Source organism: Nostoc sp. LEGE 12447 (assembly GCF_015206985.1).
In the GTDB taxonomy this organism is placed as follows: Bacteria; Cyanobacteriota; Cyanobacteriia; order Cyanobacteriales; family Nostocaceae; genus Nostoc.
In genome coordinates this window covers 1-6,959 of the sequence record NZ_JADEXT010000104.1, presented here as the reverse complement: position 1 = coordinate 6,959, position 6,959 = coordinate 1, and the positions used below count along the sequence as shown (strand labels likewise).

Annotated in this window: 5 protein-coding genes and 2 pseudogenes; 4 read left to right on the top strand and 3 right to left on the bottom strand. The window is 42.7% G+C overall.

The annotated features are described in order from the left end of the window. The 3 genes and pseudogenes from IQ274_RS36035 to IQ274_RS37935 form a co-directional block, all read right to left on the bottom strand. Positions 1-277: pseudogene (locus IQ274_RS36035) on the bottom strand (hypothetical protein); the annotation flags it as partial. A gap of 689 nt (positions 278-966) precedes the next feature. Then, entirely contained in the window at positions 967-1,482 is a 516-nt protein-coding gene (locus IQ274_RS36030; RefSeq protein WP_194145212.1) for a hypothetical protein, read from the bottom strand. A 48-nt stretch (positions 1,483-1,530) separates the two neighbouring features. Next, the gene (locus IQ274_RS37935; RefSeq protein WP_322745452.1) at positions 1,531-2,124 is read right to left on the bottom strand and encodes a hypothetical protein; all 594 of its coding nucleotides are present in this window, start codon (positions 2,122-2,124) and stop codon (positions 1,531-1,533) included. 257 nt (positions 2,125-2,381) lie between these two features. Here IQ274_RS37935 and IQ274_RS36020 point away from each other — a divergent pair, with 257 nt between their 5' ends. The 4 genes and pseudogenes from IQ274_RS36020 to IQ274_RS36005 all read left to right on the top strand — a co-directional run. After that, the gene (locus IQ274_RS36020) at positions 2,382-3,134 is read left to right on the top strand and encodes a ParA family protein (protein WP_069074509.1); all 753 of its coding nucleotides are present in this window, start codon (positions 2,382-2,384) and stop codon (positions 3,132-3,134) included. 1 nt (position 3,135) lies between these two features. Further along, complete coding sequence (locus IQ274_RS36015) at positions 3,136-4,089, top strand: ParB/RepB/Spo0J family partition protein (protein ID WP_163938943.1); 954 nt, start codon at positions 3,136-3,138, stop codon at positions 4,087-4,089. Positions 4,090-4,296: 207 nt separating this feature from the next. Then, a pseudogene (locus tag IQ274_RS36010) lies at positions 4,297-6,539 on the top strand (ATP-dependent RecD-like DNA helicase). A gap of 215 nt (positions 6,540-6,754) precedes the next feature. After that, positions 6,755-6,959: sigma-70 factor domain-containing protein (locus IQ274_RS36005; protein ID WP_322745451.1), on the top strand; the 205-nt coding region annotated here is incomplete at its 3' end.

The window sequence follows — 6,959 nt, the reverse complement described above, 5'->3', positions numbered from 1 at the left end:
CCAATGCACCGAATAATGTCAACAGTGCATTATTGACTTTGTTTTCATTGTTATCAGTGTTTCGGTCAAAATAATTTCCTGTACGGAAAGCTGATTCTCCAACTGTGTAAGCACTACCGTTAAAAACTACCCTCCCAGGTACGTCTTCCATCTCGGCATTGGTTATATAGCTGGGGACACGAACAACTTCAAAGCCATCGACTAAAAGTTTTAGGCTTCCATAACCGTTATCAAAGCCAGCAGGAAAAATTTTTTGCAAGGTGTGAATGTTAGACATAAAGAGAAAGGTAATAGACTTTGATTTGTGAAAGTTATCTGTTCAGGTGAAGTGGGGAGCAGAGAAGAGATGAATAAAATAACTACTCTTTTTTTCTTCAGCGTCAAGAAATTATCATAACCTCTTGGGGGCTAAGTGGGGTGAAATCTCACAAAGTCAAATGTACCCCATATAGCCCCCATATAGCCCCCATATAGGAGTCAAATTTTGCTCAAGCCTGTAAACTGCTTTGGGGTACACATAGCCCCCATATAGCCCCCACAGAATTTTTTGAAATCTTTTCTATCAACGCAGCAAAAATTAATTTAGATCATTGTTGACCCTTTAATGAAATTCAAAATTCTGTCAGGAAGAATAAGAATAATTTTGAATTAATTATCCTTCAAGGCCATTGCCCCTACTGATTCAAAGAATTAAGGGTCTACAAGACGCGACACTCGAAGACTTGCTAACGCGGAAAGCGAGTCCACGTACTCCTACGGAGAAGCAAGCTACGCGCAGCGTCTCGTAGAGAGCGTCTTGTCTAAAATGTTTGAATTCCTCGTACCCCTCCGGGGAAGCAAGCTACGCGTAGCGTCTCGCAGATAAGGTGTTGACAGCTTGATTTATACTTTAGTGTCAATAAGATTGTTGAAAAGTAATTCAGTTTTGCTCTCTAACTTCTTGCTGAATACGTAACGAGTGCGTTATCACTTGCTTACAGGTTCAGCTTTCTCAACTGAATTATCATTCACATCCAAAGTCAATTCCAAAGGAGTTTTTTGGGGATAAGCTTTTACTACTTGCCGATAAACATCATAATTAGTAGGTAGGGTCTGCTGAGAATTACCCACCCCATAGGTCAGTTTGTACTTTACATCTTTGATCAATTCAGGTTTTCCTGCCTCTTCTTGAGGTCTTTTACGTTGTTCAACTTCATCAACACTTGGTCGCGGCGGTACAGTAGGCCACCATAGCCCTTTGTCATCTGGGCCAACAACTGCTCCTGGTGGTTTTACTCCATTCCGATTCAACATTGAAGTATTCGCAAAGATTTCAATGCGTGGCTGTGGTTGGCTAGTTAGATCATTGGCATATTTGACTTGCCAGGTGTAACTGGTGAGTGCTGTAGTTTCATACTGTTCAGCAGTAGTAGTGCTACAACTAGTTAGTGTCAGTGCCGTTAGTGCAGTTATTATTAAGGGTAAAAATCTCATTTGCATCATCAATCGTAAATATCTTTCACCAATCACTCTTGAAGAGGGAGTGTGCCATCATTCCTGCCAAGGTGAAGGAATCGCTGTTGTTGAAAGTACTTCCCTTGCTTCCAGCCTAATCGCTGTTTGCTCACAGTTGGGGCATTTTACCTTTGTGAAAATCACTGAAGGTCGTCCTTTGTACTCGCCCATTACGGGATCTCCGGTGTACTCGCTGATTATCCCCTGCTTGCAGTGATAGCACTCGAATATCACACGCCCTACCTCCGAGTTGCAATCCAGGAATTGCATGTGCTGACAGGGTTCTGGCGGTAATTCTTCTTCTTCTTCGCTCTTTGTCAATTGACCATGTTGCTTGGGCTGTTGCGGTAATTTGGATTTTCTCTTGTCAGCAGAGGTACGTTTGGCTTTACTTTTCTCTAAATGTTGCGGTTTTTCAGCAGCGTTTGTCTTAGACCTTACAAGAGGTATCACCTCTGCTTGGGCTGGCTGCTCAACTGACGGCAGATCATCACTGGGAGTCATGTCAGGCTGATAGGTTGGCTGCTGTTTCTCTACTGGTTTATAAGCAACAAGGTCAAGCTTTGGGCTTTGGTCGTTGGGTTTTGGCTTTTGTTTAGGTAGCTTGGGCGATTGCTCTTTTGATTTCATCAGAAAATTTTATGTGGACTTTGGGAAATAAGTTTATTTTAAGCGCCAATTTATTTCACTAAATCGCTCCTCATGGCCAGAATGAAAGTATAGTTAGCTTTTTAGGTAACAAGCAATTTGGAACATTAGTTTTTCATTACTTTGGTGTAAAACTTGTGAAAATCTTTGCGGTCTACTTAAATTGTCATAGAATCAGTTCATTCTGTAACTAATATATATATGTTTTTTCATCAAAAATCGCATAGTACTAAGAAAATATGATTATCGCAGTTACTAATCAAAAGGGAGGAGTAGCCAAGACAACCTCTACTATTGCACTAAGTGGATTGCTGGCAGAAAGTTCCTCCTGCCTTGTAGTTGACTTTGATCCCCAAGGCAATTTAACCACAGGTCTAGGAATCAAGATTCAGCCAGGGCAGATGACTGCTTATGAAGTACTTACAGATCGTAAACAGAGCGCATCTGAAACTATTATTGACACCGAGTATGGAATCAAGCTGATTCCGGCTGACATATCTCTAGCATCTGGAGAAAAGCAAATTTTGACCTCGGCAGATAATAGCCGAATCCTGAGAAAGAAATTGAATCCTTTACGGCAAGAATTTGCTCATATCCTCATTGATTGTCCACCTAGCTTAGGGATGTTGACTCTAAATGCACTAATGGCAGCAGATGCAGTCTTGATCCCCGTTCAATGTCAGTTCTTTGCTTTGGAAGGCTTACGACAATTATTGGAAACTATTGAAAGTCTTCGTGATGAAGACACTCACCCCAATTTGCAAATTTTAGGAGTCTTGCCTACAATGGCAGACCGTACACTCACGACCCAAGATGCTCTCAAAACTCTTAAAACTAAACTCCCTGGGGTCAAAATTTTTGAACCAGTTCCGAAGTCTGTTCAGTTTCCAGAGTCTAACTTGGCGCGTCAACCAATTCATCGGTATACCACAGAAAGAAAATTGATTGAACCTTATCAAGAAATCGCCAGAGAAATGGCAGAACAGGAGTAATATGGCGAAGCGGCGCTTGTCAATGGCAGATGAAATGGAATTTCCGAATAAAACCAAACAATTCCTGGACTTAGTAGGAGTTACCAAGAATCCTCAACTTTCGGAAAACGAATCTATTGAACAATCTTTATTAATAACTCAAATTCACCTAGCGGCTCATCAGCCTCGGCGTTATTTTTCAACTCAAGCAATGGAAAGCCTAGTTGCTTCTATCCGTGAACATGGCATCTTGCAGCCACTGCTTGTCCGACCGTTAGAATCCGGTAATTATGAATTGATCGCTGGTGAACGTCGCTACCGTGCTGCTCAAACTCTTGGAATGGAGCAAGTTCCGGTTATTATCCGCCATCTCAATGACCAAGATGCTTTCCAAGTCGCCCTCCTCGAAAATTTGCAACGGGAAGATTTAAATCCGGTTGAGGAAACTGAAGCTATTTTGCAACTGCTATCTATCCGCTTGGAATGCTCTCAAGGAGAAGTTATTTCCCTACTCAATCATATTGCTAACCTCCAAAAGCAAAAAACAGAAACTACGAACAACGTTGTTCGTAACCAATGGGAAATGGTAGAAAAGATATTTTCAGTAATAGGTAGGGTGACTCCAGACAGTTTTCGTAGTCATCGCCTACCTTTACTAAATTTACCTAAAGATGTTCTAGAAATTTTGCGCCAAGGACAACTAGAATATACCAAAGCCCGCATCATCGCTCAATTGAAAGACGAAGATCAGCGACATCAACTTCTAGTGAAAACTATTGAAAAAAATCTTTCAGTTAGAGATATCAAAAGTTACATTCAATCAGTTCAACCTCCTAAGTCTTCTCAGCCGAATATCCTGCCTAATCGGATGAAGGAAGCCTATCAGCGAATTAAGCAAGCTAAAGTCTGGGAAGATCCTAATAAAGCAAAAGTTTTAGAGAAGTTGTTAGGGCAAATTGAAGCTTTATTAGAGTAAAATCTACGGTTTTTTACAACATATTTCACTCTTACCAACCTTTGAGGCGTAGCTTGCATAGCTTGCGCTCGTAGTCATCGTATAGCGAAGCAGCATTTTTGACTTTCTCATCTAATATTACTGTAATCTCAAAAAAATATAGTATTTATGTACTACATTCATCTGAATTCCAGTATTATAATGATGTGCGGCATCTGATCATAAGCAATGTCCACTCCTCCTAATCTTTCTCCTCAACAAATAAACGCCTTTCCTCAACACGAAACAATCACCGGAGTCGTAGAACGTTTAACTTTTTACTCTGCTGAATCGGGTTACACAGTGGCAAGACTGACCCGCCCCCGTAGCACCAAACTCACAACAATTGTCGTAGCTTTGCTAATATTCAGCCAGGGCAAACTCTACAACTAACTGGTTTCTGGCGTGACCATCCGCAGTTTGGGCCACAATTCCAAGTCATCAATTACCAAGAAACCAAACCAGCCACTCTCACTGGAATTGAGAAATACCTTGGCAGTGGGCTGATTAAAGGTGTAGGTCCAGTAACAGCCAAGCGTATCGTCGCTCACTTCGGTTTAGAAACGCTCGACATTATCGAAAACCAGATTGAACGACTGATTGAAGTCCAGGGCATCGCTAAAAAGCGGATCACTCTCATCAAAAACGCTTGGTCAACTCAAAAAGCCATCAAAGAAGTGATGGTATTTCTCCAGGGGCATGGTGTTTCTACTACTTATGCTGTGAAGATTTACAAGCAATATAAGGATGAGGCGATCGCTACAGTAACCCATAATCCCTACCAGCTAGCAGCCGACATCTACGGTATTGGCTTTCTGACTGCTGACAAGATTGCGAGAAATATCGGAATTGCGCCTGACTCAGAATTTCGTTACCGTGCGGGAATTATCCATTGTCTAAGTGTTGCCGCCGAAGATGGTCACTGTTACCTGCCACAAAGCGAACTGATTGAGTCGGTAATCAAACTGCTGACTACCGAATCTCATCAGCCCACAGAAGAAGCGGTTGCGATGATTATTAAAGATATGGCTCTAACAGATGACCTGATTAGAGAGCGGGATGAAGAGAAAACACTACTTTGCTACAAGCCAACTTACTTCCATACGGAACAGAATTTAGCTCAACTGATACGCCAACGCTTGGAAAATCCTGTTGGCACTGACATTGAGCGTGTGCGTGATTGGATTGAGCGCTTTACAGCCAGCCGTAAAATCCAGCTTTCACAACAGCAACGCCAAGCTGTAGAAACAGCAGCCTACTCCAAAATCATGATTTTGACTGGTGGTCCTGGGGTTGGAAAGACCTTCACAACTCACACGATTGTCAGCCTGTGGAAAGCAATGGGTAAATCCATAGCCCTAGCTGCACCCACTGGACGCGCGGCTCAACGTTTGGGTGAAATGACTGGGCTGGAAGCTAAAACTATTCATCGCTTGTTAGAATTTGACCCGCGCTCAAGGGGTTTCAAGCGTGATAGCGAAAATCCTTTGCCCCACACGGCAATTATCGCTGACGAAGCTTCGATGCTTGATTTGTTTCTGGCGTACTCCTTGCTTAAAGCAGTATTGGCTGGCGCTCTACTATTGTTGGTGGGTGACATTGACCAGTTACCATCTGTGGGTCCAGGTCAAATACTAGCTGATTTGATTAATTCTGGTTGCGTGCCAGTAGTGCGATTAACTCAGGTATTCCGCCAAGCTCAAACAAGTGCAATTATCACTGCTGCTCACCAAATCAACCGGGGACAGTATCCCACAATTGAGCCTATATCTGATAATCCCATGTCCGACTGTATTTGGCACGGCGGCGGACATCAGCCTGAACATGGAGTGCAAGCAATCTGCGAGTTGATTACAGACTTGCTCCCTCGCTTAGGTTTTAATCCTGCCACTGATGTCCAAGTGCTTTGCCCGATGACACGGGGAATAATCGGGACTCGTAACCTGAACACAGTATTGCAGCAGTTGATCAACCCACCCAGCCCCAACAAGGTGGAGATTAACAGAGGTGGAAATTTATTACGCGAGGGGGATCGCATCATCCAGCTAACCAATGACTACAACCGTGAAGTTTTCAACGGCGACCTGGGGATTATTCAAAGCATTGATACTGTAGAGCAGGAAGTTACAGTACTGTATGGTGAGCGGACTGTAGTTTACGATTACGCTGACCTGAATGAAATTGCCCTTGCCTGGAGCATTTCTATTCATAAAAGCCAGGGGTCAGAATATCCGGTGGTGATTTTGCCAATCTATATGCAGCACTATATGATGTTGACCCGGAACCTGTTTTACACTGGTATAACTCGTGCCAAGAAGTTAGCGATCGTGGTTGGCGCAAAAAAAGCGATCTCTCTGGCGGTGCGCTCTACTGATGACCAACAGAGGTACACAAGGTTAAAGCAGAGGTTACTTCAGGCAGGACTGAATTGATATGCCTTGGCTATTAAATAATTCGTAATTCGTAACTAAGTTTTGTGATGGGGATTTAGACCCCGACCCAAAACTTGCGCGATTTTGAACAGCGGAATTTAAACCCACGGTAATCGGTTAAAAATAGAAAATTTTAATGAGCTATTTGATTTATACTTTTAAATCCCCTGGTTTAAAAAAGTCGAAAAGTTTGTATGTCCAGCCTGAGTTCCGACATGGTTCGCATCTATTTGCAAGAAATTGGTCAGTATCCTTTATTAAGGCCAGAGGAAGAAATCGCTTATGGTAGACAGGTACAAGAAATGATTGTCATTGAGCAATCTAAAAATGAACTCACTCAACAGCTAGACCGCGAACCAACAATGACAGAATTAGCCAACGCTGTTGAAAAAACCGAAGCACAAGTCCGAGCAGCACTAC

Bases quoted from the DNA above. Each gene is read 5' to 3' on its own strand.
- IQ274_RS36030 (WP_194145212.1), bottom strand. From the start codon at position 1,482: ATGATGCAAATGAGATTTTTACCCTTAATAATAACTGCACTAACGGCA.
- IQ274_RS37935 (WP_322745452.1), bottom strand. From the start codon at position 2,124: ATGAAATCAAAAGAGCAATCGCCCAAGCTACCTAAACAAAAGCCAAAA.
- IQ274_RS36020 (WP_069074509.1), top strand. From the start codon at position 2,382: ATGATTATCGCAGTTACTAATCAAAAGGGAGGAGTAGCCAAGACAACC.
- IQ274_RS36015 (WP_163938943.1), top strand. From the start codon at position 3,136: ATGGCGAAGCGGCGCTTGTCAATGGCAGATGAAATGGAATTTCCGAAT.